At 59.9% G+C, this 23598-nt stretch carries 23 protein-coding genes; 14 read left to right on the top strand and 9 right to left on the bottom strand.

Annotation, left to right across the window (positions count from 1 at the left end; genetic code table 11):
• Positions 1-214: 214 nt before the first annotated feature.
• From secD to ybaL, 3 genes are all read right to left on the bottom strand, one after another.
• A complete protein-coding gene (gene secD, locus ASC90_RS21265) occupies positions 215-2770 on the bottom strand; it encodes a protein translocase subunit SecD (RefSeq protein WP_056544826.1) in 2556 nt (851 codons plus the stop codon).
• Between the two features lie 93 nt (positions 2771-2863).
• The gene (locus ASC90_RS21260) at positions 2864-3247 is read right to left on the bottom strand and encodes a hypothetical protein (protein ID WP_056544823.1); all 384 of its coding nucleotides are present in this window, start codon (positions 3245-3247) and stop codon (positions 2864-2866) included.
• A gap of 54 nt (positions 3248-3301) precedes the next feature.
• Positions 3302-5116, bottom strand: coding sequence for a YbaL family putative K(+) efflux transporter (gene ybaL / locus ASC90_RS21255; RefSeq protein ID WP_056544821.1), 1815 nt, complete (start codon positions 5114-5116; stop codon positions 3302-3304).
• A 34-nt stretch (positions 5117-5150) separates the two neighbouring features.
• On the opposite strand from ybaL, the gene ASC90_RS21250 reads away from it, so the two are divergent.
• From ASC90_RS21250 to ASC90_RS21185, 14 genes are all read left to right on the top strand, one after another.
• The gene (locus tag ASC90_RS21250) at positions 5151-5456 is read left to right on the top strand and encodes a transcriptional regulator (RefSeq protein WP_056544816.1); all 306 of its coding nucleotides are present in this window, start codon (positions 5151-5153) and stop codon (positions 5454-5456) included.
• Positions 5457-6181: 725 nt separating this feature from the next.
• Complete coding sequence (locus tag ASC90_RS21245) at positions 6182-7807, top strand: globin-coupled sensor protein (protein ID WP_056544813.1); 1626 nt, start codon at positions 6182-6184, stop codon at positions 7805-7807.
• 63 nt (positions 7808-7870) lie between these two features.
• On the top strand, positions 7871-8167 hold the full coding sequence (locus ASC90_RS21240; RefSeq protein WP_056544810.1) for an STAS domain-containing protein: 297 nt from the start codon (positions 7871-7873) through the stop codon (positions 8165-8167).
• Positions 8164-8529, top strand: a complete 366-nt coding sequence (gene cheY1, locus ASC90_RS21235; protein ID WP_003545492.1) for a chemotaxis response regulator CheY1 — start codon at positions 8164-8166, stop codon at positions 8527-8529. Before ASC90_RS21240 ends, cheY1 begins: the two co-directional genes overlap by 4 nt.
• 16 nt (positions 8530-8545) lie before the next feature.
• Positions 8546-10819 (top strand): chemotaxis protein CheA, encoded by a 2274-nt coding sequence (locus ASC90_RS21230; protein WP_056544808.1) that lies wholly within the window; start codon positions 8546-8548, stop codon positions 10817-10819.
• 4 nt (positions 10820-10823) lie between these two features.
• Entirely contained in the window at positions 10824-11291 is a 468-nt protein-coding gene (locus ASC90_RS21225) for a chemotaxis protein CheW (RefSeq protein ID WP_056544804.1), read from the top strand.
• Complete coding sequence (gene cheR / locus ASC90_RS21220) at positions 11288-12199, top strand: protein-glutamate O-methyltransferase CheR (RefSeq protein WP_056544802.1); 912 nt, start codon at positions 11288-11290, stop codon at positions 12197-12199. Before ASC90_RS21225 ends, cheR begins: the two co-directional genes overlap by 4 nt.
• Complete coding sequence (gene cheB / locus ASC90_RS21215) at positions 12196-13239, top strand: protein-glutamate O-methylesterase CheB (protein WP_056544799.1); 1044 nt, start codon at positions 12196-12198, stop codon at positions 13237-13239. Before cheR ends, cheB begins: the two co-directional genes overlap by 4 nt.
• Entirely contained in the window at positions 13239-13628 is a 390-nt protein-coding gene (locus tag ASC90_RS21210; protein ID WP_037060851.1) for a response regulator, read from the top strand. The genes cheB and ASC90_RS21210 overlap by 1 nt, the downstream gene beginning before the upstream one ends.
• Entirely contained in the window at positions 13625-14179 is a 555-nt protein-coding gene (gene cheD, locus ASC90_RS21205) for a chemoreceptor glutamine deamidase CheD (protein ID WP_056544796.1), read from the top strand. The genes ASC90_RS21210 and cheD overlap by 4 nt, the downstream gene beginning before the upstream one ends.
• Positions 14180-14191: 12 nt before the next feature.
• The gene (locus tag ASC90_RS21200; RefSeq protein WP_056544794.1) at positions 14192-14581 is read left to right on the top strand and encodes a hypothetical protein; all 390 of its coding nucleotides are present in this window, start codon (positions 14192-14194) and stop codon (positions 14579-14581) included.
• Positions 14582-14689: 108 nt separating this feature from the next.
• Positions 14690-16378 (top strand): flagellar basal-body MS-ring/collar protein FliF, encoded by a 1689-nt coding sequence (gene fliF / locus ASC90_RS21195; protein ID WP_056544791.1) that lies wholly within the window; start codon positions 14690-14692, stop codon positions 16376-16378.
• A 355-nt stretch (positions 16379-16733) separates the two neighbouring features.
• The gene (locus ASC90_RS21190; protein WP_056544788.1) at positions 16734-17480 is read left to right on the top strand and encodes a helix-turn-helix transcriptional regulator; all 747 of its coding nucleotides are present in this window, start codon (positions 16734-16736) and stop codon (positions 17478-17480) included.
• Between the two features lie 10 nt (positions 17481-17490).
• Positions 17491-18237: a helix-turn-helix transcriptional regulator gene (locus ASC90_RS21185; RefSeq protein ID WP_056544785.1), complete on the top strand. Its 747-nt coding sequence runs from the start codon at positions 17491-17493 to the stop codon at positions 18235-18237.
• A 45-nt stretch (positions 18238-18282) separates the two neighbouring features.
• On the opposite strand, the gene ASC90_RS21180 is transcribed toward ASC90_RS21185, so the two are convergent.
• From ASC90_RS21180 to motA, 6 genes are all read right to left on the bottom strand, one after another.
• Complete coding sequence (locus ASC90_RS21180) at positions 18283-18723, bottom strand: hypothetical protein (protein WP_056544782.1); 441 nt, start codon at positions 18721-18723, stop codon at positions 18283-18285.
• 4 nt (positions 18724-18727) lie between these two features.
• A complete protein-coding gene (flhB, locus tag ASC90_RS21175) occupies positions 18728-19807 on the bottom strand; it encodes a flagellar biosynthesis protein FlhB (protein WP_056544779.1) in 1080 nt (359 codons plus the stop codon).
• Positions 19808-19934: 127 nt separating this feature from the next.
• On the bottom strand, positions 19935-20975 hold the full coding sequence (gene fliG / locus ASC90_RS21170; protein WP_056544776.1) for a flagellar motor switch protein FliG: 1041 nt from the start codon (positions 20973-20975) through the stop codon (positions 19935-19937).
• Between the two features lie 29 nt (positions 20976-21004).
• Entirely contained in the window at positions 21005-21580 is a 576-nt protein-coding gene (fliN, locus tag ASC90_RS21165) for a flagellar motor switch protein FliN (RefSeq protein ID WP_056544772.1), read from the bottom strand.
• A gap of 64 nt (positions 21581-21644) precedes the next feature.
• Positions 21645-22583 carry a FliM/FliN family flagellar motor switch protein gene (locus ASC90_RS21160; RefSeq protein WP_056544769.1) on the bottom strand — a complete coding sequence of 313 codons (939 nt, stop codon included), beginning with the start codon at positions 22581-22583 and terminating at the stop codon, positions 21645-21647.
• 6 nt (positions 22584-22589) lie between these two features.
• Positions 22590-23462: a flagellar motor stator protein MotA gene (gene motA, locus ASC90_RS21155; protein ID WP_056544766.1), complete on the bottom strand. Its 873-nt coding sequence runs from the start codon at positions 23460-23462 to the stop codon at positions 22590-22592.
• Positions 23463-23598 lie beyond the last annotated feature (136 nt).

The raw sequence follows: 23598 nt of genomic DNA, 5'->3' as shown, positions 1-23598 counted from the left end.
TGGCGGAAAAGGGCGGGATCCGCGGTGCTTTGCGCATCGGATACCAGGAGATCGTTGGGCAGGGTTTCGGGATACATTTGCTTTCGCGTGCCTCCAGTTGATGCACCGATTGCTCGCACGTCATGGCGCAATTGTCCAACCTCGGGCAGAACGAAAAGAGGGCGCCGGCTCAGCAACCGGCGCCCTCGTCAAGCTCGCGTTATGATGCCTATTTTCAGCTTGCCGACTTGAGCGGCTTACTCTGTTCCGGGGGCAGGATTTCGACGGCCTTCTCGTTCGTTGTCGCACCAACTGCCTTTGCGTGGCGGCGGCGCCAGTCACCGAGGAAGAGCAGGATGGGCGCTGCGATGAAGATCGAGGAAGCGCCGGCCACGAGAATGCCGAAGGCCATCGGCACGGCGAAGCTTTCCACCGCGCTGCCGCCCCAGATTGCCATTGGAAGCAACGACAGGAAGGCAGTGGCATTGGTATAAAGGCTTCGTGCCAGCGTTTCGTTGATCGACTTGTCGATGATCTCGCGCAGCGGCATCGATTTGTAGAGCCGCATGTTTTCGCGCATGCGGTCGTAGACGACGACCTTGTCGTTCACCGAATAGCCGACCATTGTCAGCACGGCGGCGATGGCCGTCAGGTTGAAGTCGAGGCCGGTGATGGCGAAAAAGCCCACCAGCTTGGTGACGTCGAGCACCAGCGTGACGATGGCGCCCACCGCGAACGGCCATTCGAAACGCCACCAGATGTAGAACAGCATCGCGAAACTGGCGATGACCACCGAGAGGATGCCCGCCCAGGCAAGCTCGCCGCTGACCTTCGGGCCGATCACGTCGGTTCCGGTCACAGTCGCCGACGGGTCGATCTTGACGATCTCCGCCTTGAGTTTGGTGACGGCAGCTGTCTGCGCCTCTTCGCCGCCTTCCTGTCTCTGGGCGCGCACCGCCATGGTGTTGTTGTCGCCGTAGGACTGGAGAGTGACTTCACCGAGGCCGAGGCTGTTCAGCCCCTCGCGGAAGTGGCCGAGATCGGCGGCTTCCTGTGTCTTCACCGACATCTGGATGCCGCCCCGGAAGTCGACGCCATAGTTAAGGCCGGGATAGATGAACAACCCGATGGAGGCGAGCGACAGGATCGCCGAGACCGCGACGCCGAAGAAGCGCGCCTTCATGAACTGGATGTGCCGGTCATAGGGGCTGAACCGGAACATTGACTGGATGTTGATCACCTTCAACTTGCGGCGGCGGGTAATCGCGATCATCACGACGCGCACGAAGGCGACCGACGTGAACATCGAGATGATCAGGCCGAGACCCATAGTGACGGCAAAGCCACGAACAGGGCCGGAGCCGAAGTAGAACAGGATGGCGGCGGCAATCAGCGCCGTCATGTTGCCATCGATGATCGTCGAGTAGGCGCGGCGGAAGCCGTTGTCGATGGCTGCAAACGCTCCGCGACCCTTGCGGGTCTCTTCGCGGATACGCTCATTGATCAGTACGTTTGCGTCGACCGCAAGGCCGATGCCAAGCACGACACCCGCGATACCCGGCAACGTCAGCGTTGCGCCGACAAGCGTCAGGGCGGAGAAGGTCAAGACCGTGTGGATCAGCAGCGCCACGTTCGCCAGGATCCCCCAGGTCCCGTAGAGCACGAAGATGAAGGCAGCGACAAGCACGAAGCCGACTACGCCGGAATAGAGACCCTTCCGGATAGCGTCCGCGCCGAGGTCGGCGCCGACGGTGCGTTCTTCAATGACCGTCAGCTTGGCGGGCAGGGCGCCCGCGCGGAGCAAGGCGGCGAGGGTCGTTGCGCCCTCGGCCGAGAAACTGCCCGAGATCTGGCCGGAGCCGCCGGTGATCGGCTCACGGATAACCGGCGCGCTCAGCACCTTGTCGTCGAGGACGATCGCAAACGGATTGCCGACGTTCTGACGCGTAATATCTGCAAAGCGGGTGGCACCCGCGCTGTCGAAGCGGAAGCTGACGACAGGCTCATGCGTGTTGGGGTCGAAGCCGACGCGGGCGTCAGAGAGGCGGTCGCCGGAGATTTCGACACGGTCGAGAACCGGATAGGTGTTGCCCTGTTCATCCTTCAGCATCGTCACGCCGGGGCCGGGCTGGCCGTTCGGTGCGAGCATGTGAAAGGACATCTTGGCGGTCGAGCCGAGCAGTTCGCGCAGCCGGGACGGATCTTGCGCACCCGGAAGCTGAACGAGAATACGGTTGGCGCCGATGCGCTGGATCGTCGGTTCGGCAACGCCGACCTGGTCGACGCGCTGGCGGATGACTTCAAGGCTCTGCTGGACAGCATTATCGACGTTTGCTGCGAGGCCAGCCGGCGAGAAGCCGACGGTGATGTTGCCACCATTGGCCGTGACCGCAAGATCCGACTGGCCGGCGCTAAGGCCGGTGGCGATGGTGTTGCCGAGCGTGCGCAGCTGGGTGACCGCGGCATCGCTTTGCGACGGATCAGTGAGCGAAACGACAATCTGGTTGTTGTTGCGGACGACCGACTTCGGCTGAATGTTCTTTTCGCGAAGGACGCGGCGAGCATCCTGCAGCAGCGAGTTCAGTCGTTCCTTGGTGAGGTCGCCTTCATCGACTTCCAACACCAGGTGTGAGCCACCGCGAAGGTCGAGGCCCAGGGAGACCTGATTGTGCGGCAGCCAGGAAGGCAGGCGCTCCAGGGTCGATTGCGGCAGGGCGTTCGGCAAGGCTATCAGAAAGCCGAGGAGAATGATCACCGCATAGGTGACCACCAGCCATCGTGAAGTGCGCATATGGTTGTTTATCCTTGGTAACGCTTGAGCCTACGCGTCTCGCGAAGGCAGCGTGTCGTAAAATACAGCGGGGCGCCGATCAGGCGCATGTCGTCACGCCGCTGATGTCGGCGGGCCGTGCGCGTCGTAGGGTTTAGCATCCTGTGTGCGCAACGTCGCATGGATTGGTGACACCAGCCGCACGCCGTCACCCGGAGCAAATTCCGCTGGCGGGGCTGAAAAGATTGCCGCGTCGCCGGAATCGTATGGTCTATGCTTGGGTGTGACCTTGCGGTCTGCCGCGAGAATGCCACGAACCGCGTCGCGCACGCTGATCTGCAGCGGCTGGCCGTCCTTGCTGGACGATGACAATGAATTTGGACCTCTCGCCGGTCCAAGGACGAGATTGCCACCGAAGAGAAGGCCGAGATAGGCGAAGATCGCGACAGCGAGGGAAACAGCAACGCGACCCGTCATGCGGCGCGCATCGTGCCTCATCTCGTGTTCTTGCGGATTTCTAACCTCGAACCGGCTCAACGGCGCAAAAGTCTCTCATATTTTGTCGGGAGAAGATAAGTTCTCGGCCGCAATTGTACCAGCCTCGGCCTCATCTTCATAGGGTGCACTGTCATGATGCACTTGGGAGAGCCGGTCAAGCATGCCCATTGCGATTTCGCGCTCGCCCATGATGACGGTATCGGCGCCGTATTCCCTCAACTCATCCACTTCAGCGTCCGAATGGGCGCGTGCCACGATCAGCACGCCCGGATTCATCGCTCGTCCTTGTTCCGCGACGCGGCACGCCTCGAAGGCATTGGGGATAGCGATCACGAGGCTGCGGGCGCCGGCGAGGTTGGCGAGATTGAGTACGTCGTGCGAGACGGCGTTGCCGCTGATTGCCTCGATCCCCTGACCTCTCAATTCGGCGATGCGTTTGTCCGCGTCCTCGATGACCACGAAAGGCGTTCCGGATGACTTCAGGTTCTGTCCGACGATGCTTCCGACACGGCCGTAGCCGACCAGAATGGCGTGCCCACGAAGTGTCGTCTTATGCACCTCGTCTTCGATGGCAGGTGGTGCTTCCGCGGGTTCAAGCACCACCTCGTCGACCGGCTGGATGGATGGGTCCTCGCGCCTGACGGGCTCCAAGAACGGACGCAGCCGGTCGCAGAGGTAGAAGAGCAGCGGATTGAGAATGATCGAAATGATCGCGCCGGCAAGGATCAGGTCGCGTCCCTCTTCGGGCAGCAGCCCGAGATCGACTCCAAGTGCGGCAAGGATGAAGGAGAATTCACCTATCTGACCAAGACTTGCCGAAATGGTCAGTGCAGTTCCCACCGGCTTGCGGAAGAGCAGCACGATAAGAAAAGCTGCGAGCGATTTGCCGATGACGATGATGAAAACGGTGGCAATCAGCGGCAGCGGCTTGTCGATCAGGATGTTCGGATCGAACAGCATGCCGACCGAAACGAAGAACAGTACGGCGAAGGCATCGCGAAGTGGCAGGCTTTCCTGCGCTGCCCGGTGGCTAAGCTCGCTTTCGGCGAGAACCATGCCGGCGAAGAAGGCGCCAAGTGCGAGAGAAACGCCGAAAAGTTTCGACGCACCGAATGCGACGCCAAGAGCAATGGCAAGCACGCCGAGACGGAAAAGTTCGCGCGAACCTGTGTGGGCGATACGGTGCATGGTCCAAGGAATAAGCCGGCGTCCGAACACCAGCATCACGCCGAGGAACAGCGCCACCTTTACCAGCGTCATGCCGATAATGCCGCCGATGCCGAGATCGAGACCGAACAATCTGCTGACCGCGGCAGACAGCGGCTCCACGGTTCCATGTCCGCCACCAATGCTGGCGGCGGCGGGAATGAGGACGAGCGCGAGAATCATCGCAAGGTCCTCGACGATCAGCCAGCCGACCGCGATCTTGCCGCGTTCGGTCTCGACCAGCCGTCGCTCCTGCAGCGCCTTCAAGAGGACCACCGTGGAAGCGACGGAGAGAGCGAGGCCGAAGACGAGGCTCCCTCCCGTTGGCCATCCCATCAGCGCGCCCAATCCCCAGCCGAGCAGTGTCGCAAAGCCGATCTGGACGATCGCGCCCGGAACCGCGATGCCGCGGACGGAAAGAAGGTCCTTCAAGGAGAAATGCAGGCCGACACCGAACATCAGCAGGATGACGCCGATCTCTGCCAGTTCGGGCGCCAGTCCTTGGTCGGCAACGAAGCCCGGGGTATGCGGGCCGACGAGGACGCCGGCCACCAGATAGCCAACCAAAGGGGGCAGTCGCAGCCTGTGTGCCAGAGCGCCGAGAATAAACGCAAGCACGAGACCCCCGACGATTGTCGAAATCAAAGGTGTATCGTGCGGCATCAGTTCTCTCCTGACTGGAAATCCTGCTCAAACTATGACATATATGACTTATATCAACCAATATGGGTGGTTTGACGATATGGGTCAAGGCGCAAAGGAAACAATTCTGACCCCGGCTTTGTGCCGGGCCGCTCGCGGATTGCTTGACTGGACGCAGGTCGATCTTGCCGATCAAGCTGCGGTATCACGCAGCACCATTCGAGACTACGAAGGAAAGCATCACGAGATCCATCGCGCAACCGAGGCCCAGCTGCGCCTGGCGTTCGAAAACGGTGGCGTCGCCTTTGTGGAAGTCGATGGCGTCGGGACTTGCCTTTGTCTGCCTGCTGCGGCGGGGTAGCGCCCGTTCGCGCAACGGCTGGAGAGGCGAGCGAGCTGGTCCAGCAATACGAGGTTGATCCCGACAACCCGGTCGTTGCCCCGAACGACACAGCCGATTATCGCTTGAAACAAAGAATCGAGGGACGGCAGCGACCGCGCTACCTAGGACCACGAACCCTTTCCGTAGATATTTGACGGAATTAAAGGACTCGTATTGCGACAGATCCACGTGTTGCATCGATGCGGTCAAGCAATGCGATTGCCGCCAGAACGCCCGCCGCGATGAAGCAGGAACCCAGTCCAAGAACAATCATTGCCTAATCCTTCTGACGTCATGTCACGGTTATATTCGGGGCTATAGCACAAAGCTTGCGCCGAACTTGTCGCTCTTCAGCAACGCAATCCCATTAATTCATGGATGGTTATTCGCGTTGCCTCGAAAGCCGGCATTCATAAAATGCGCATTAACCTTCAGGCAAGGAATTAACCATAAACATTGCAAGACACGTCGGAATGGGAGTTTCACTCGTCCCCACCAGGCATGACGCCGCCCCGCCGTCCCGGTCGATCCGGAATCCATCTCTTCAAGCAGCTCTGAAGCAGAATGTGCTGATCAGGACGCTATGGCCCGCAGGCAATCGCCAGCGGCCGGTTGCCCGTCTTGCATTTGCACTGATTGATCGGAGTAGAATTTTGCCGGGCGCTGGTCCGGAATGTGATCGGGGACAGGCGTTGGGGCAGGAAATGCCATCAGATCAGACGCGAGGAACACAGGCAGGCAGCCTGCGTGATCGTCTGCGCTTTGCCGGCCTCGATAGCGACCAGTGTGACATGGTGCGCCGATATCGTCCGGCTCTCCAGGAGTCCCTGAAGGCCGGCTTGCGCGATCTTTTCCAGCGTCTCCAGTCTTTCCCTGAAGCCGCTCGCAATTTCGAAAGCGATCGTCAGGTCGAGCGGCTGCATGACCTGCAGGTGACGCATTGGGACGTGTTGACCGACGCACGGTTCGACAGCCTCTATGCCGAGCGCGTCAAGGTCCTGTCGGATTCCGAAAGCAAGATGGGTCTCGATCCCCGCTGGCATGTCGCCGGCCATGGGGTCGTGCTCGAACATGTGATTGCCGATCTCGCAAGCAACCTTTCCGGCCGGCCGCTCCTGCCGAGCGCCAAGCGCCGCTCTCGCGAAATTTCCGACCTGATGACCGCGATCATCCGCCTCGTGATGGTGGACGTCGAAATTGCCGTTTCGCTGCGCTTCAATGCCCTGCGCGCCTCCCAACAGCGTAAGCTTGCAGACCAGCGCAGTGCCGATAAGGCCGAGGTCGCGCGCGTGTTCGCCGACGTCATCAATGCTCTCGCCGCCCGCGACCTGACGGCTCGCGCGGCTGTCGAGGAAGACGGCGCGTACAAAGATATCGCACTGGCGCTCAACGATGCGCTCGATGCGCTGCAGTTCGACTTAGGAACGATAAGCGAGCGGACTGCAACAGCCGAGACATCGGTGCAGGCACTCGGCGATGCTTCGCGACGATTTTCCGGCAATGCATCGGGTCATGCCGAGCAGCTGTTGTCGTCGGCCGCGGCGCTCGCCGACCTCTCGGAAAGCTTCCGTAACGGTGTTGCCGGCAGCCGAGCCGTCGAACAGGCGGCCTTGTCCACGCGAACGGCGGCCGAGGACAGCGGGCATGTCGTCAGCCGTGCGATCACCGCCATGGCGGATATCGAGAAGTCGGCCGAACGGATCGGCCAGATCATCGGCGCCATCGACGAAATCGCGTTTCAAACGAACCTTCTCGCTCTCAATGCCGGCATCGAGGCGGCGCGCGCCGGCGATTCCGGCCGTGGCTTTGCGGTTGTAGCGCAAGAGGTGCGTGCGTTGGCGCAACGCTCAGCAGACGCCGCGCGCGAAATCAAGACACTGGTTAGCACCACGAAATCGCAGGTCGACGCGGGTGTTCAGCTCGTCGGGCGAACGCAGGATTCCATCGGCAGCATCGTCCGGCAGGTGACCGACATCAACACGGCGATCGCCACGGTCGCCAGTCAGACCAGTGAGCATGCCTCCAGTCTTGAGGCCGCTACGGCCGACGTCAGGAACCTCGGCGCGCAGGTCGCCGAGAACGCCGCCACCGCCGAGCGCTCGATGCAGGACGCCGATCATCTGCAAACCGTTATCGTGGAGCTCGGACAGACGATCCGCGAATTCCGCATCGCGCGGCAAAACGCAGAAGCCGCTCGTCCAGCGCCGGTGCTGGCTTCCACAGCACGTGCCGCCGAGGTTCAGCCTTCGCAAGAGACGGCTGGCCACGAGGATGAAGATTTCGGTTTCGTTCGATCCGTGTCCGGCTTCGGTGGGCGGAATGTTTACTAACCGATCAGTATACGAAGGCTGCTCACATTCGTTGGGCGGAAACGAGAGAACAAGGGAACGCTGATGGCAGCAAAGAAGAGTGGAAAGACGCTGCGCTTGGCAGCGGTGCTCGATCTCAACGAAGCAACCGCCTTGCGCGACAAGCTGGCTTCGATGCGAGGCAGCGATTTGTCGATCGATGCCTCGGCAGTCGAACGCCTTGGCGCGCTGAGCGCACAGGTGCTGATGGCCGCCGCCAAGACCTGGGATCATGACAGGCTGGCGTTCACCTTCGCCAAGGTTTCGGACGCATTTCAGAAAACCATGCAGCTGATTGGTGTCGACATTCAGCATCTGCTTGCCAAGGAGATCCGGCAATGAAGAAAAAAGTGCTTACCGTGGATGATTCACGGACCATTCGGAACATGCTTCTCGTGACCCTCAACAATGCGGGCTTCGAGACCATTCAGGCCGAAGACGGCATCGAAGGCCTTGAAGTCCTGGAAGAATCCAATCCGGATGTGATCGTCACCGATATCAACATGCCACGCCTTGACGGCTTCGGGTTTATCGAAGGCGTTCGCCGCAACGAGAAATACCGCGCGATTCCGATCCTGGTCCTGACGACCGAAAGCGACGCGGAAAAGAAGAACCGCGCGCGCCAGGCCGGCGCCACCGGCTGGATCGTCAAGCCTTTCGACCCTGCCAAGCTGATCGATGCCATTGAGCGCGTAACCGCTTAAACCCAGGATTTCTCCTATGGATATGAACGAAATCAAAGAGATCTTTTTCCAGGAGTGCGAGGAGCAACTCGCCGAACTGGAATCCGGCCTTCTGAAATTGAATGATGGCGATCGCGATCCGGAAACCGTCAACGCGGTGTTCCGGGCCGTCCATTCGATCAAGGGCGGCGCTGGCGCCTTCGGCCTGGATGATCTCGTCGCCTTCGCGCATGTGTTCGAAACCACACTTGATTGCGTTCGTTCCAACAAGCTTGAGCCGACCCAAGATGTCCTGAAGGTCATGCTGAAGTCGGCCGACGTTCTGGCGGACCTCACCAACGCTGCACGCGACGGCGGCAGCGTCGATGAGAGCCGCAGCCGCGGCCTCGTCAAGGAGCTGGAAGCATTGGCCAACGGCGAGTTGCCGTCTTCGTTGATTCCTGCCGAAGCACCGGTGGCGAAGAGAGCACCGGTTGTTGCTGCTGCCCCTGCCGCGAAGCCCACCGACGACAACGGCTTTCAGCCGATCCCCTTCTCGTTCGACGATTTCGGCGATGAAGACGAAGCTGCGCCGGAAATGCCGACATACGAAGTCACGTTCAAGCCACGCTCCGACCTTTATTCCAAGGGCAACGACGCCACCCTGCTGCTGCGTGACCTGAGCCGTCTCGGCGAGATGAGTGTCTATTGCAACATGGACCTGTTGCCCGGTATCGATGATCTCGATCCTGAAGCCGCCTATTTCTACTGGGCTGTTACGATCAAAACGGATAAGGGCGAAGATGCGATCCGCACCGTCTTTGAATTTGCCGAATGGGATTGTGACCTGGAGGTCAAGGCGGGCGAGGCGAGGGTCGAGGTAGCGTCGAGCGGCGAGCTACCGATGATCCCGGTCCCGTTCGATCTGTCGATACTCGATGACGGAGGCGCTGAAGTCTCGGCACAGCCTCAGAACGATGCCGCCGACGCTGTCGCAGCCGCGGAGACAGCATCGAACGTCACGCAGCTGGCCGCCGCCGCTGCCCGTGTCGAAAAGAAGGAATCAGCTACCGCGGCCTCGGCCAGCGCCGCGACGGCTGTTCAGAACAATGCCGCCGCAAGTGCCGGTCAGACCATCCGCGTCGATCTCGATCGCGTCGACCGCCTGATCAACCTCGTCGGCGAGCTTGTCATCAACCAGGCGATGCTCTCCCAGAGCGTCATCGAGAACGACACCACTGGCACGTCGTCGATCAACATGGGTCTCGAAGAGCTGCAGCAGCTCACCCGCGAGATTCAGGATTCAGTCATGGCGATCCGCGCGCAGCCGGTGAAGCCGGTGTTTCAGCGGATGTCGCGCATCGTTCGCGAAATTGCCGACATGACCGGCAAGACGATCCGCCTGATCACCGAAGGTGAAAACACCGAAGTCGACAAGACGGTCATAGACAAGCTGGCCGAGCCGTTGACCCACATGATCCGCAACGCTGTCGACCACGGGATCGAAACGCCCGAGAAGCGCTCTGCTGCCGGCAAGAATGTCGAGGGTACGGTTCGCCTGACGGCCAAGCATCGCTCCGGCCGCATCCTGATCGAGCTGGCCGACGACGGCGCCGGCATCAACCGCGAGAAGGTCAAGCAGAAGGCAATCGCCAACGAGCTGATCCCCGCCGATGCCAACCTGACGGACGAGGAAATCGACAACCTGATTTTCCTGCCGGGCTTCTCCACCGCCGACAAGATCTCCGACATCTCCGGCCGTGGCGTCGGCATGGACGTCGTCAAGCGCTCGATCCAGGCCCTCGGCGGCCGCATCAATATTACGTCGAAGCCGGGACAGGGTTCCGTCTTCACAATGAGCTTGCCGCTGACGCTCGCTGTTCTCGACGGCATGGTCGTCACGGTCGCCGGTCAGACCCTCGTCGTGCCGCTGACGGCAATTGTCGAGACGTTGCAGCCGGAAGCCGCCGCGATCCATTCCTTCGGCGCCAGCCATCGCCTGATCTCGATCCGCAACAGCTTCTGCCCGCTGATCGACGTCGGTCGCATCCTGAACTTCCGCGCCACCCAGGCGAACCCTGTCGACGGTGTCGCTCTTCTCGTGGAGTCCGAAGGCGGCGGTCAACGCGCCCTCATGGTCGATGCAATCCAGGGCCAGCGCCAGGTCGTCATCAAGAGCCTCGAAGCGAACTACACGCATGTTCCCGGCATTGCTGCCGCGACCATTCTCGGCGATGGCCGTGTAGCCCTCATCCTGGACGTCGACGCTGTCGTGGGCGCGTCCCGCGGTCAGGCGTTGAGGCAGGAAGTATCACTGGCAGCGGTGGGATAGCATCATGTCTTTTGCCGTAAAAAGTCTGAAGGATGGGGACCGCGAACTGATCGCGTTCCGCATCGGGGCTCAGGAATTTTGCGTAAACGTCATGTCGGTGCGCGAGATTCGCGGCTGGACGCCGGCAACGCCGATGCCGCACTCGCCGGCCTATGTGAAGGGTGTCCTCAATCTACGCGGTGCCGTGCTGCCGATTGTCGATCTGTCGGCTCGTCTCGGCATGCCGGCGACCGTGCCTTCCGCGCGCCACGTCATTATCGTTGCCCAGGTAAACCGCAAGGTTGTCGGTCTGCTGGTCGATGCCGTGTCCGATATCCTGACTGTTACCGAAGAGAACGTTCAGCCCACGCCGGAAATCGCGTCGGAACTGCAACGTCAGTTCGCACGCGGCATTCTTGCCATCGACCAACGCATGATCTGCCTCCTCGAACTCGAAGCCATTTTCCCCGAAACGGAAAGCGAAGCTGCATGAATGTCCTGAGTGCAAAAGACGCGAGGCAGGGGAGCCCCGACGAGGTGTTGGCGAGCGGCGAATATCCGCTGACCCGCCGTGACCTGACGGAGATCGCCGCGATGATCTACTCGGACGCGGGAATCTTCCTGAACGAGACCAAGGCGTCGCTTGTCTACTCGCGCCTTTCCAAGCACATTCGCAGCCTCGGGCTTTCGGGCTTTCGGGAGTATTGCGCACTTGTCTCGTCGCCGGCCGGTGCCGCGCCGCGGCGTGAAATGCTGTCACATCTGACCACTAACTTCACGCGCTTCTTCCGCGAAAACCACCATTTCGACCACCTGCGCGATCATGTCCTGCCCGAATTGCTGCAACGCGCGAAGATGGGGGGGCGCGTCCGCATATGGTCCGCCGCTTCGTCCGATGGCCAGGAACCGTATTCGATAGCTCTCACTGTCCTGGCGATGATGCCAAACATCGCCGACTATGATTTCAGGATCCTCGCCACCGACATCGACCCGAAGATCCTCGCGATCGCCCGAGGTGGCGCATATGACGAAAGCGCGCTCGAAACCGTGTCTCCGGCAATGCGCAAGCAGTGGTTCAGCGAGGTCGAGGTACAGGGCAGACGGAAATTTCAGGTCGACGATCGCGTCAAGCGCCTTATCACCTACAACGAGCTGAACCTGATGGCTCAGTGGCCGTTCAAGGGCAAGTTCGACGTCATTTTCTGCCGAAATGTCGTCATCTACTTCGATGAGCCGACACAGATGAAGATATGGTCGCGTTTTGCCGAACTGCTGCCGGAAGGCGGTCATCTCTATATCGGCCACTCGGAACGCATTTCTGGCGATGCCAAGAACGTCTTCGACAACATCGGCATTACCACCTACCGCTACACGACCAAGGGTGTAGGGAGGAAAGCATGAGTGTACCGGCGAGAGTCCTTGTCGTTGATGACTCTGCCACCATGCGTGGATTGATCACGGCTGTTCTGAGTTCCGATCCCGACGTGAACGTCGTCGGCCAGGCAAGCGATGCGCTTGAAGCGCGCGAAGCCATCAAGAAGCTCAATCCGGACGTTGTGACACTCGATATCGAGATGCCGAACATGAACGGCCTCGAATTCCTCGAGAAGATCATGCGGCTCCGTCCGATGCCGGTCATCATGGTTTCGACGCTGACCCATCGCGGGGCGGGCGCGACGCTGGCAGCATTGGAAATCGGTGCGTTCGATTGCGTCGGCAAGCCGCAGCCGGGTGATGCCCGGCCTTTCGGGGACCTCGCCGAAAAGGTGAAGGCTGCTGCGCGCACGCAACGGCGCCAGTTCACGCAGCCGGCCCCCGTGACACCACCGCCCGCCGTGGCGGACTACCGTGTGGGACGCAAGATCGTCGCGATCGGATCGTCGACCGGCGGGGTCGAAGCGCTGATCGCGGTGCTACAAAAATTCCCGGCCAATTGTCCGCCGACGGTCATTACACAGCACATGCCGTCGACCTTCACGAAGAGCTTTGCCGATCGGCTCAATCGTCTCTGTGCGCCCGTCGTGCAGGAAGCAACGGACGGCGCCAGGCTTGAAATCGGCAAGATCTATCTTGCGCCCGGCGGCGAGCGTCATCTGCAGGTAACGAACGCCTCTGCACCGTGCTGCCGCCTGATTGATCGCGATCCCGTCAACGGCCATCGGCCGTCGGTCGATGTGCTCTTCGATTCGGTCGCGGAGCTGGCTGGCCGCAACGCGGTCGGCGTGATCCTGACCGGGATGGGCCGCGACGGCGCGGCCGGTCTCCTGAAAATGCGCCACGCCGGCGCGCGCACGCTGGGGCAGAACGAAAAGACCTGCGTGGTCTACGGTATGCCGAGGGTCGCCTACGAACTTGGTGCCGTCGAGCATCAGTTGCCGCTGAATTCCATCGGCGAAGAAATCTTGAAAATGACAGCCGCCCGAAAGGAAGGAACTGACTAATGTCCATCGCAGAGAAAATCAAAGTTCTGATCGTCGACGATCAGGTAACGAGCCGCCTGCTGCTCAGCGACGCGCTGACCCAGCTCGGCTTCAAGCAGATCACCTCGGCAGGTGATGGCGAACAGGGCATGAAGATCATGGCCCAGCAGCCTCACCACCTTGTCATCTCCGACTTCAACATGCCGAAGATGGATGGCCTGGGCCTGCTACAGGCAGTCCGCAGCAACCCCGCGACGAAGAAGGCCGCGTTCATCATCCTGACCGCACAGGGCGATCGGGCGCTGGTGACGAAGGCAGCAGCACTCGGGGCAAACAACGTTCTGGCCAAGCCCTTCACCATCGAGAAGATGAAGGCGGCTATCGAAGCCGTATTCGGAGCATTGAAATGACTCTCGATGTTGCAGCCCGCCGCGTGCACATCATCCAGGGCGAATGGAAGGTCCTGAATGATCCGAACGCGGTCTTGACGACCATACTTGGCTCGTGTGTGGCTGCATGCCTGCGGGATCCCGTTGCTGGCGTTGGAGGTATGAATCACTTCCTGCTGCCTGGCACTGCGAATACGCCGATGACCGGCGGGGATGCGACGCGCTACGGCGTGCATCTCATGGAGCTGTTGATCAACGGTCTTTTGAAACAGGGCGCGAGGCGCGACCGTCTGGAGGCCAAGATTTTCGGCGGGGCAAAGACGATCTCGACATTCTCTAATGTCGGTGAACAGAACGCTGCCTTTGCCACGCAGTTTCTGAAGGACGAAGGCATTCCGGTGGTCGGTTCCAGCACGGGCGGCGAACACGGACGCAAGCTGGAGTACTGGCCGGTCTCGGGACGTGCGCGGCAATACCCGCTGACAGGCGCGGAGACAAAAAGAACGGTTGCCCTTGAACAGCGTCCGGTTACTCCGCAAAAGCCGGCCGAAACAAGTATCGAATTCTTCTGAGGCCATGACCTGATGACATACAATACCAAGATCGAGCCGCCGCCATCAGAACCACTGCCGGACATCCTGACACGGATCGTGGCGGAACTGCATGATGTTGCTTACCTGATAGAACGTATCGAGCCGCAGCTCCTGGATCTGGGCGGGAGTACCGAAACGCTGAATTCACCCGAAAGCATGAAGGTGATGCAGGGCATCGACCTCGCGGTACAGAAGACCCGGGGACTTGCCGAATTCATCGACATGATCACCGGCGAGATTCCTCCGACGTGGGCAGTGGATTCGGCGACAGCGCTCAGTCTTGTAAAGTTGAGCGAAATGCAAAAGGCACTCGGCGGTGGAATAAGGCATGAGTATTCCCAGCCCCTGAGCAAGGCGGCTGGTGATTTCGACTTCTTCTGATCCGGCCTTCACGCGCATGTCTGCACGAAACGCTCGCACAAGTTTCGGCATCTATCGTCAAATAAGGCAATAAGCCTGCTTTGTCTGTGACGATCGTGCGAGAACAGAATGAATCTGTTAAATCAATTAGTTCAAATTATTAAGAACTTCAGTGCGCTCGGGCGGAATCGCCTCCTGGCATTGGCCGGCGTGGGCGTCGTATCCGTCGCGCTGATTATGGGCGCTGCCTTTCTCGTCAATAAACCCGCACAGGAAACCCTCTATGTGGGGCTTGAGGCTTCCGATCTGAACCAGATCAGCATCGCCCTCGCAGAAGCGAATATCGGTTTCCAGGTTGGGACGGACGGAGGCAGCATATCGGTTCCCGCCGGCATGACCGGGAAGGCACGCCTTCTGCTTGCCGAGCGCGGCCTGCCGAATAGTGCAAACGCTGGCTATGAACTTTTTGACAATGTCGGTTCGCTCGGGCTGACATCGTTCATGCAGGAGGTGACGCGGGTTCGCGCGCTTGAAGGCGAAATCGGCCGCACGATCCAGTCGATCTCCGGCATCTCTGCCGCGCGCGTTCATATCGTCATGCCGGAGGTCGGAAATTTCCGAAAGGCGGAACAGAAGCCCACCGCCTCGGTCATGATTCGCGCGAGTGCGGCAGCCGGCCGCAATGCGGCCACCTCGATCCGCCACCTCGTTGCCTCCGCCGTGCCGGGGCTCGACATCGGCGACGTCACCATTCTCGATTCCGCCGGCCAGCTTCTCGCTTCCGGCGATGAGGCGAGCAACAGTTCGCTGAACCGGTCGCTGAACATCACGCAGAATGTTCAAGGCGAAGTTGAATCCAATATCGACAAGGCGCTCGCACCGTTCCTCGGCATGGACAACTTCCGCTCCAGCGTGACCGCGGATCTGAATACGGACAGCCAGCAGATCCAGGAGACGACCTACGATCCGGATTCCAAGGTCGAGCGCTCGATCCGCACTACCAAGGAAGCCGCGCAGTCCCTGCAGAAGCAGTCCGACAATGCGACGACCGTCGAGCAGAACATCCCGCAGGCGGCACCCGAAGCAGGCGGCGCCGCCGGGCCTGAGTCGTCCGACAAGTCCGACAAGAAGGAAGAGCAGACAAACTACGAGATCAATAGCAAGACGACGGCGACGACGCGCAACAGCTATAAGATCGAGAAGCTTTCGGTAGCCGTCGTCGTCAACAAGGGCCGCATTTCCCAGATGGTCGGCGAGCCGGTCGATCAGGCGAAAGTCGACGCTTACCTCGCCGAGATGCAGAAGATAGTTGCGTCAGCCGCTGGTATCAGCACGAACCGCGGTGATGTCATCACGGTGACAGCGATGGACTTCCTCGAGAACCAGCTTCTGGAGGATACAACTGGCGGCGTCCGTGTCATGGACATGTTGAGCCGCAATCTTGCAGGCATCATCAACTCGCTTGCCTTCGTCGTCGTCGCCTTCCTGGTGCTCTGGATGGGGCTGCGCCCGATGATCCGCAGCGTGACCGGCGGAGGCGTAGCCATCGGCGACACTTCGCCAGAAAGCGCCGGTCTGGAGCTCCCGGATTTCGCACCGGCTGGCGGCGCCGGCGCGGGCGGTGCGCTGATGGAGGGCTTTGGCTCGGACTTTGGCTTCGACAGTACCGAGGATCTCCTGAGTCTGGGCGACGACGAAGGAAACTTCAACCGTCGCGTCAAGGAGGGTCCGGAACGCAAGCTCGCACGGATGGTCGAGATCAACGAGGAGCGCGCAGCGAAAATCCTCAGGAAATGGGCGGTCGACAACGCCGCTTGAGAGAAGGGCCGGGCAACCGGCCTTTTTTTATGCCTGCCGTTGTAGCATCCGCCACATGCAAAAGCGTGACCACATTGCCGCACTCGCCAATAGTCTGTGCGTTGCGTTCGCGCGCGGCGCGAACGATGTTGTCAGATTCTCTAGAATCATCGTAATTTAGCATACTATTAAGAGACGGAATCGACGTGCGAATCGACGCACGAAATGCGGCCGAAGTAAATCCCAAGAACTCGGATATGGCGGTTTTTATCGCTTGTCGTAGTGTTGGGTGATTCGCGGATAAGTCGCATATTTGTTCAGGAGCAGGCGGATCGGGCTTCTGTCGTGATGGTTCCTCAGTCGCAGGATTTTGCCGATGGACATGCATATATTGCAGGCTCTCAAGAGCGACAAGCAAACGGCAAACTTCGTTGGTATCGCGGCCGCGAACCTGTCCTCGCGAGACGAGCTCATCTCCCAACTATGCGAGGTTTCGAGCACGGGAAGGTTGCAGCCAGGCTTGCGCGCCTTGACCGATTATGTGGGAGGCTCCCACTATCTTCTTGCTCGAGCGGATCTAGTCCAGGAGGCAGGTCTCGATTTCGTCGTGTCTTCGGACTGGCCGTTCGACCTCGTTACCAGTCTTTCGCACGCATTCGTCGGCGGCTTTGCCCGTTCGACCGAACTTGAAAAGTGCATGCAGCTTTTCCAGCCGCATTTCGCTCTCCTTCCCGATACCGCCGACGCGCCCGACGGCGCCAGCCGGCAGTATTGCTCGTTGATGTTCAATATCGGTCGCTCGAGGCTCGCGCTGATGTTCCTGTTTGACGACGGCTTTATCCTGTCGCAGGAACGCCTAAGGGATGTGGGGCTCCTGGCTGCCTATTTCACCAGCCTGCTCCAATGTGGGGTCGCGAAAAGTGACCGGGAATTCGAACTGACCGATCGCGAACTGGAGTGCCTTTTCTGGATCGCCGAGGGAAAGACGAGCGACGAGATCGCCATGATTCTCGGGATATCGCGCAACACTATCAATAACTACATCACCAGCGTGATGCGAAAGACAGCCACGAAGACGCGTTCCGAGGCCATCGCATTCGCTGTTCGCAATAGTCTCGTTTAGGGGAACGGTTATGGCGCAGTCATCGGGCAGATCCCTGGGAAATCCGGAAGCGATGCGCACCGTGCGGGTCAACAAGGTATCGAGCCGATCCGATCTCTTTCCGCGCCTTGTCGCGATGCAACGGCTCGCTGACGCGAAGAATTTCGCCGTATACCGCATGAGCAGTTCCGGTCTGCCTGCCAAGCAGCGCCTGGTTTGCGAGTTGGAGAATTGGGGTCCGACGAATGCCGGGTTCAGCAAGCTGTTCGCGGATGCCCATGGCGAGGTGTTGCTGGAACACATCGAGAAGTCCCTTCTTCCCCTGACTTGGGCCGGCAGCCACGATCGTGCGGCTCCGGGGCCGGCAGGCTTTGCGCCGTTCATCGTACGCCTGAGGGACGGCTTGGTGCCGTTTTCCGGAATGGCTTTTCCTGTGCGCCTCGGCGCCGTCGGGAATGGCTTTGTCGTCTTCACGGGCGACGACCTCGATCCGGCCAGCGATATGATCGTCGAACTGCACGCCAGGGCCTGCCATGTGATGATTGACCTGCTGTCGCTGGACGAGCGGCGCGTCGCCGCCGCCGAGGCGCTGAGCGAACGCGAGATCGCGTGCCTGCAGTTGGCGGGCGACGGCCGGATCAGTGACGAGATTGCCGACAAGCTCGGGCTCTCCGTGCACACAGTCAACGCCTACCTGGGTTCGGCAACGATCAAGTTGGATTCGGTCAACCGCATCCAGGCAATAGCCAAGGCGATACGCCTCGGCTACATCAGTTGAGCGACTGAATACCCGAGGCGTCGCGATGCCAGAAGCGTAGCGCAGTCAGCTCGCGAGGGAATGCAGAGGCTGGACGTTATAGCGTGCCCCCTGCAGAGCCTGCTCGAGGAAGGCCGTGTTCTCGTCCGGATCGGCGGACGGGTTCTGGAAAGCGATGTGGCTGATCTCGATGCCGGCATGCGCCTCGGCGAGCGTCAGCTGTGCGTATATCGTCACGCCGCGTGGCTTGATTTCGAGGTCGATCACCACCTCCGGCTTGCCACCCCATTCCAGTGTATAGCTTCCGCCGTGGCCGAAATTGACGGTTCCGGGATGGAAGAAAAGCTCGGCTGCCGAGGAGACCAGGTCGGAAAGATTGCCGTAATACTCAAAGCGGAGAATTGAGATGAGGTCTGAAGCGTCCAGGAGCCTTAGTTCAGTGGCGACCGGGCTGATTGCTTCAGCGAGGATTCTTTCGCGCTGTGTAGAGTAGGGGCATTTTTTCATTCGGCTATCTTACCCGTTTGTTCATGGCTTGCGTCGCATAAACCTGGTGGATGAGTTCGGCGACGGCCTTATAGAATACAGACGGGATGACACTATCGACCGAGACTTGCGCAAACATGGAGCGCGCGAGAGGCGGGTCTTCGAAAACGGGAATCCCGTTTTTTTCCGCTATCTCCCTGATTTTCAACGCAATAAGGTCCTGACCCTTGGCGATTACGATCGGTGCGTCGCTCTCTTCGCGCACATAGCGCAGTGCGACGGCAAAGTGGGTCGGGTTGGCGATCACCATCGTCGCGCGATCGACATTCGAGATCATCCGGCGGCGGGCTCGATCGCGCATCAGCGAGCGTTGGCGGCTCTTGACGAATGGATCGCCTTGCGACTGCTTGTTTTCTTCCTTCACTTCGTGCCGCGTCATCTTCAGTTCGGTGAACCAGTGATGTCGCGTCCAGAAAAAATCGGCGATCGCCACGACCGCGGTCGCAATGAGCACGACGATGGTGATCTTCCGCATTGAGGTCATCATGCGCGCGAAAATCGTCTGCGGATCGGAAAACATCGCGTCGATCGCGCTGAAATATTCGCTCTTCAAGACGAAAAACATGACGACGCCGACGATGAGGATCTTGACGAGCGATTTCCCGAACTCAACGAGACCAGGCAAGCTGAATAGCCGTGACCATCCCTTGGAAAGTGAAATGCGCGAAAATTGCGGACGTATGCGCTCCAGCACCGGCGTCGGCAGGTTCTGCGAAATCGATGCCACGACGCCGAAAGCCATGAACAGGATGAATGCGGGTGCCAGCAACGCAGCTGCAACCCAGCCCAGATGGATGAACAGCGAGAGCACGTCGGGACCCGTCTCGATCTTCCACTGGTCCGGTTGCTCGAATATGTCCTTGAGCGCCTCCGCTACGCGGCTCAGGCCTTCCGGCAGGAAAAAGATCAGGTAGATGAAAGTGGCGAGGACGGTCGCAAAGAGTGGCAGTTCGCGTGAAAAGGGCACGTTGCCTTTCTCGGCGGCATCGCTTTTCTTTTTCGCGGTAGGGTCTTCTGTTTTGCTGTCCTTGTCGTCGTCGGCCAAGACCGAGACCCTCCGTAAATAGAAATGGCCGCAGCATTGCGCGGCCTTTCCTTGAAGCTATCCACCAGTCAGGCCGCGATCAACCGCGGCGACCGGGGATAGGGCGTTCATGCACAACAACAGCGGCTTATGCCGCCGCTGCGTCGCCGCCTTCTGTTTCCTTGAGCTGGATCTGACCGGAATTCGACAGGCGAATCGCTTCCTGGGCGATGGCCCGCCGCGCGATTGCGATCTCGCGCGGGTTGATGCCGGTCGTGCCGCTCTGCAGATCCGATTCGATCATGCGGCGCTGGCGGGGGCTGATAGAGGCCAGTACCGTCTCGCGCATCTCCGCGGGCGAGCCACGCAGAGCCATCGTCACGATGTCGGCCGAGATATCGTTCAGCAGCATGACGCGGCTGCGCTGCGGCATGAGCATGAGATCTTCGAAGAGGAAGATCTTCGGACGCACCTTGTTGACCGCCTCGCGGCTGATCGATTCCAGCGAGGTGAGCAGCGTATCGACCTGCGGCTTGTCCATCTCGTTCATCAGTTCCGCGACCTTCGTCGAGCCGGTCGAATTCTTCTCGGCGTCGATCTCCGCGAGCAGGCTCAAGACCTGCTTCTCGATGATCTCGGCCGCCTTGGGGCTGACTGACTTGAGGTTGACGGTGCGGTTCATGATGTCGGCGCGTCGCCCGTCCGGAATCTGCATCAGAACCTTGGCACCGAATGACGACGGCATCATGGAAAGGATGTAGGCGACCGTCTGGGGGTGCTCGCGCAGCAGGAACTTGCCGATGAAAGCTGGGTCGCCTTCGCCGAGGCGATCCCAGATGGACGTTTCGTAGGCCTGGAAGGTCGTGCGTCGGCCAAGCAGGCTGTCGACTTCGTCAGGCGTCAGGCCTTCCTCGAGAATGCTCTCGATCGCCTTGGCGTTGTCCATCAGGCCCGCGCCTTCGGTGAACAGGTCCTCGAATTCGGCGACGAGCCCGAGCAATTCATCCGGAGGAATCGCACGCAGGGACTGAGCCGATCCGATGATCGTCTGCAGTTCGGCCTGCGTGAAGTATTTTAACAGCCTGCCAGCGACCCCTTTCCCCATCGCGAGGAGAACGGCCGCTGCTTTCTCAGCCTGGGTCAACGGTTTCTCGGCAAGAGCGCCGCCGAAATCGTCAAAGTCCATCATGGTCTAACCTCTCCGTCCCTACACCGGGATCAGGCTTTTTTCTTACCCAGAACTTCTATCAGTTTCACGCCAAATCGCGTGTCGTCGTTTTCCAGAACGGTGATCTCGCCGCGCGCAATCCTGCGGCCGTTCACCATGATCTCGACCGGCTCGCCGATCTTCTTGTCGAGTGCGATCGTAGCGCCCTCGTTGAGGTTCATCAGGCCCGCCACCTGCATGCGGCTGCTGCCGAGCATGATCTGAACATCGATCGGAATATCGAGGATCAGGTCCATGTTGGATTGCATCGCGCTACCAAGCGGCGCAGGCTCGGGGGCCGCGTTGAACGACGCATCGCCGAAGTCGGACGAACCGCCGAAATCGCTGGTGCCGCCGAAGTCGCCAAACGAGGTCTCGCCCGCTGCATCGTCAAGGCCGCCGCTAAAGGTCGAAAGATCGGTGCCACTGCCGAAGGTATCGATTTCGCCGTCGAAATCCGGCAAACCGCCCTCCGCATCGGTCTTCAGAACGCCGCGCAGGTCGTCGATGGCCTGATCGAGCTCGGCCTCGGTGCCCGGAAGCTCGATTGAAAGGTCGTTGTTCTTTGGTGTCTTCTTCGTCGCCATGAAATCACTATTCCAGTTGAAACTTGCCTCAACCTGCCGTGCGGCGGCTGGGGTCGTAAAACGGCTAATTCATTAAGTGACGGATGAGTTCGTCATCCGAGTTGATCGTATCCTTCACCCGCACGGTATAATTCTCGCCGGAGCGTCCAAACTCGCACACGTATAGTTCCTTGCTGTTCGCGCTGACATCGACCCGCACATCGCCACTATCGTGGAAGGGGATGACGTCGCCCGCTGCCAACCTGGAGATTGTCCGGAGCGTCAGGTCCTGCAAACGGATCTTGGCTTCGAGCGTAACCTGCGAACGGCGGACCTGTTCGCTCATCTGCGCGGTCCATTCGGAGGATTGGGTCGACTGGCCCTTTGCCTTTGGCGCTGTGACCGTCGTCTTGAGCAGTGCCGCCTGCGGGATGATCAACGAAAAATCCGAGATCAGTCCAGACAGCTTGATCGACATGTTGATGGCGACCGCGAACTCGTCGGGCTTGTCGTCCGCCGGCTTGGGGCGTGTTTCCGACGCATGCGGAAATTCGAGGATCGGTTCGAAACCGCCTGATGCATTCACAGCGGAGCGCATAACATTGGCGAACTTCTCGAAGACCATGACGGCCAGTTCGAGTTCGATCACAGAAAGCAGTCGGTCGGCCGGCTGCTCGATGGTATCCGGCGTCGCTCCCAGGAGATGTTCCATCAGCGTGATGATGAAACCGTTGCCGCACGCGAGCGTGATGTTCTGCGACCAGTTGCGCAGCGTCGCATCGGCGAGCGTAACACTGGTGCCGAGGTCGGCGATCAGGTCGTTCTTGTAACCGCTGTCGCAACCCAGATAGGCAACTTCGACATCCAGGGTCGTTTCGCTCTTGATGATATCAGGCAGGAACACGCCGTAGACGTCGCCGAAGGCGCTGCTGATCTTTTCGATGGTCGCCTTGTCGCCAAGCCTGCCGGTCAGTTTGGCGAGCAGCGCCTCGTCCATGAGTGGTTTCTTGAGAAGAGCGTTCATGTCTGGTTATGCCGCCTTGTTCTCGCCGCCGGGGTTCATCATTTCCTGCTCGACCGCGTCGATCGAAGGACGCTCGTAGGCGGAGATCGTCTTGCGGCCGTATTCGAGGGCAACCTGCGGCACCGAGCCGTTCATGTAGGCAAGCAGCGTCTGCTTGACGATGACATAGAGGCGATGCTGCTTGCTCCGGACGATCTTGATCTGCGATACGATCGGCGAGCAGACGCAGTAGGAAAGCAGGATGCCGAGGAAGGTGCCGACCAGCGCCGAGCCGATCAGGTGGCCGAGAACTTCGGGCGAGTCGTTGATGTGCGCCATGGCCTTGATGACGCCGAGAACCGCCGCAACGATACCGATTGCCGGAAATGCGTCGCCCATGATCTGGATGGCGTGGTACGGCTTCATCTTGTCGTGAAGGATCGTATTGATCTCTTCGTCCATCAGCGCCTCGATCTCATGCGAACGGGCGTTGCCGATGATGATCAGGCGAACATAGTCGCAGATGAACGCCGTGAGTTCCTTGTTTTTCAGGACTGTCGGGGCGGACTGGAAGATCGAGGATTCGGATGGATTGTCGATGTGGGCTTCGATCTCGTTACGCGACTTGGTGCGAAGGTCGCGCATCAGGGAGTAAAGAACGCCCAGCGTGTCGAGGTAGTTGCGCTCCTTCGGAACCGTGTGTTTGAATGCTTCGCCGAGCGCCTTGCCGGAATCCTTCACCACCTTCATGGGATTGCCCATGATGAAACTGCCCAGGCCCGCGCCACCGATGATGACGAGTTCGAAGGGCTGCCAGAGCGCGTCCACGTGACCGCCCATGGCCATGAAGCTGCCGACGATGCAGCCGCAGGTGATCACAAATCCGATAATGATATTCATCGTCAGTCCAAACCTGATCGTTATTTTCAACCCAAGGGATAGGGTCGCTGGCTTGCGTGAGGCTGATGATTGGCCCTGAGAGTCAGGGTTTCCGTATACCAGTTTCGCACAAGGATTTGCTGGCAGGTTGAGGATG

This window comes from Rhizobium sp. Root1220 (assembly GCF_001426265.1).
Taxonomy (GTDB): domain Bacteria; phylum Pseudomonadota; class Alphaproteobacteria; order Rhizobiales; family Rhizobiaceae; genus Rhizobium.
Note: the sequence above shows the minus strand (reverse complement) of the source record. Positions and strands in the feature narration are given on the sequence as shown.

Excerpts from the sequence above, each read along its gene's own strand:
- secD (WP_056544826.1), bottom strand. The coding sequence starts at position 2,770 with ATGCGCACTTCACGATGGCTGGTGGTCACCTATGCGGTGATCATTCTC.
- ASC90_RS21260 (WP_056544823.1), bottom strand. The coding sequence starts at position 3,247 with ATGAGGCACGATGCGCGCCGCATGACGGGTCGCGTTGCTGTTTCCCTC.
- ybaL (WP_056544821.1), bottom strand. The coding sequence starts at position 5,116 with ATGCCGCACGATACACCTTTGATTTCGACAATCGTCGGGGGTCTCGTG.
- ASC90_RS21250 (WP_056544816.1), top strand. The coding sequence starts at position 5,151 with ATGACATATATGACTTATATCAACCAATATGGGTGGTTTGACGATATG.
- ASC90_RS21245 (WP_056544813.1), top strand. The coding sequence starts at position 6,182 with ATGCCATCAGATCAGACGCGAGGAACACAGGCAGGCAGCCTGCGTGAT.
- ASC90_RS21240 (WP_056544810.1), top strand. The coding sequence starts at position 7,871 with ATGGCAGCAAAGAAGAGTGGAAAGACGCTGCGCTTGGCAGCGGTGCTC.
- cheY1 (WP_003545492.1), top strand. The coding sequence starts at position 8,164 with ATGAAGAAAAAAGTGCTTACCGTGGATGATTCACGGACCATTCGGAAC.
- ASC90_RS21230 (WP_056544808.1), top strand. The coding sequence starts at position 8,546 with ATGGATATGAACGAAATCAAAGAGATCTTTTTCCAGGAGTGCGAGGAG.
- ASC90_RS21225 (WP_056544804.1), top strand. The coding sequence starts at position 10,824 with ATGTCTTTTGCCGTAAAAAGTCTGAAGGATGGGGACCGCGAACTGATC.
- cheR (WP_056544802.1), top strand. The coding sequence starts at position 11,288 with ATGAATGTCCTGAGTGCAAAAGACGCGAGGCAGGGGAGCCCCGACGAG.
- cheB (WP_056544799.1), top strand. The coding sequence starts at position 12,196 with ATGAGTGTACCGGCGAGAGTCCTTGTCGTTGATGACTCTGCCACCATG.
- ASC90_RS21210 (WP_037060851.1), top strand. The coding sequence starts at position 13,239 with ATGTCCATCGCAGAGAAAATCAAAGTTCTGATCGTCGACGATCAGGTA.
- cheD (WP_056544796.1), top strand. The coding sequence starts at position 13,625 with ATGACTCTCGATGTTGCAGCCCGCCGCGTGCACATCATCCAGGGCGAA.
- ASC90_RS21200 (WP_056544794.1), top strand. The coding sequence starts at position 14,192 with ATGACATACAATACCAAGATCGAGCCGCCGCCATCAGAACCACTGCCG.
- fliF (WP_056544791.1), top strand. The coding sequence starts at position 14,690 with ATGAATCTGTTAAATCAATTAGTTCAAATTATTAAGAACTTCAGTGCG.
- ASC90_RS21190 (WP_056544788.1), top strand. The coding sequence starts at position 16,734 with ATGGACATGCATATATTGCAGGCTCTCAAGAGCGACAAGCAAACGGCA.
- ASC90_RS21185 (WP_056544785.1), top strand. The coding sequence starts at position 17,491 with ATGGCGCAGTCATCGGGCAGATCCCTGGGAAATCCGGAAGCGATGCGC.
- ASC90_RS21180 (WP_056544782.1), bottom strand. The coding sequence starts at position 18,723 with ATGAAAAAATGCCCCTACTCTACACAGCGCGAAAGAATCCTCGCTGAA.
- fliG (WP_056544776.1), bottom strand. The coding sequence starts at position 20,975 with ATGATGGACTTTGACGATTTCGGCGGCGCTCTTGCCGAGAAACCGTTG.
- fliN (WP_056544772.1), bottom strand. The coding sequence starts at position 21,580 with ATGGCGACGAAGAAGACACCAAAGAACAACGACCTTTCAATCGAGCTT.
- ASC90_RS21160 (WP_056544769.1), bottom strand. The coding sequence starts at position 22,583 with ATGAACGCTCTTCTCAAGAAACCACTCATGGACGAGGCGCTGCTCGCC.
- motA (WP_056544766.1), bottom strand. The coding sequence starts at position 23,462 with ATGAATATCATTATCGGATTTGTGATCACCTGCGGCTGCATCGTCGGC.